Genomic DNA, 446 nt, shown 5'->3' on the forward strand with positions numbered 1-446 from the left:
CCATTTTAATCATCTGCCTTTTATCATGCATTACAATGATTGCTTTTTTGTGGATCATGGCCAATTTTTTGTTTATGCCATTCTTTCTTCTTTTAATAATAATTATACTTTTTTCTTTTTCAAAATTAAGATATCTTGAAGTTGAACTTAATGAATATGAGATGACAATAAAAAGTTCAGATCCTTTGATGCAGTTTTTTTTTAAGTCTTCCCGCATGAAATATTATAAACAAGTTGTAACAAATTATCGTCTTAAAGGGACAAATTTTATTGTAGAGGTAAGCCACCCAAAGAAAATAGGAGGAAGCAGGGCCAGATTTAATTTGGATTATATGGATTCTGATGAGTGGCAGATTTTTTATTCCGAATTAATTGAATTCCCCCGAAAAAAAACTTGGAAATAATTTTATAAATACGCCAAACCTATTAAAGTTTAGAATGGAACA

At 29.1% G+C, this 446-nt stretch carries 1 protein-coding gene; it reads right to left on the minus strand.

The genetic code is table 11. The annotated features are described in order from the left end of the window. A partial coding sequence (locus SCA31_RS22510) for a hypothetical protein (RefSeq protein WP_410699282.1) occupies positions 1-217 on the minus strand: 217 nt, incomplete at its 3' end. Between the last annotated feature and the right edge of the window lie 229 nt (positions 218-446).

Origin of the sequence: Chryseobacterium sp. SIMBA_028 (genome assembly GCF_046535285.1) — a bacterium.
GTDB lineage: Bacteria > Bacteroidota > Bacteroidia > Flavobacteriales > Weeksellaceae > Chryseobacterium.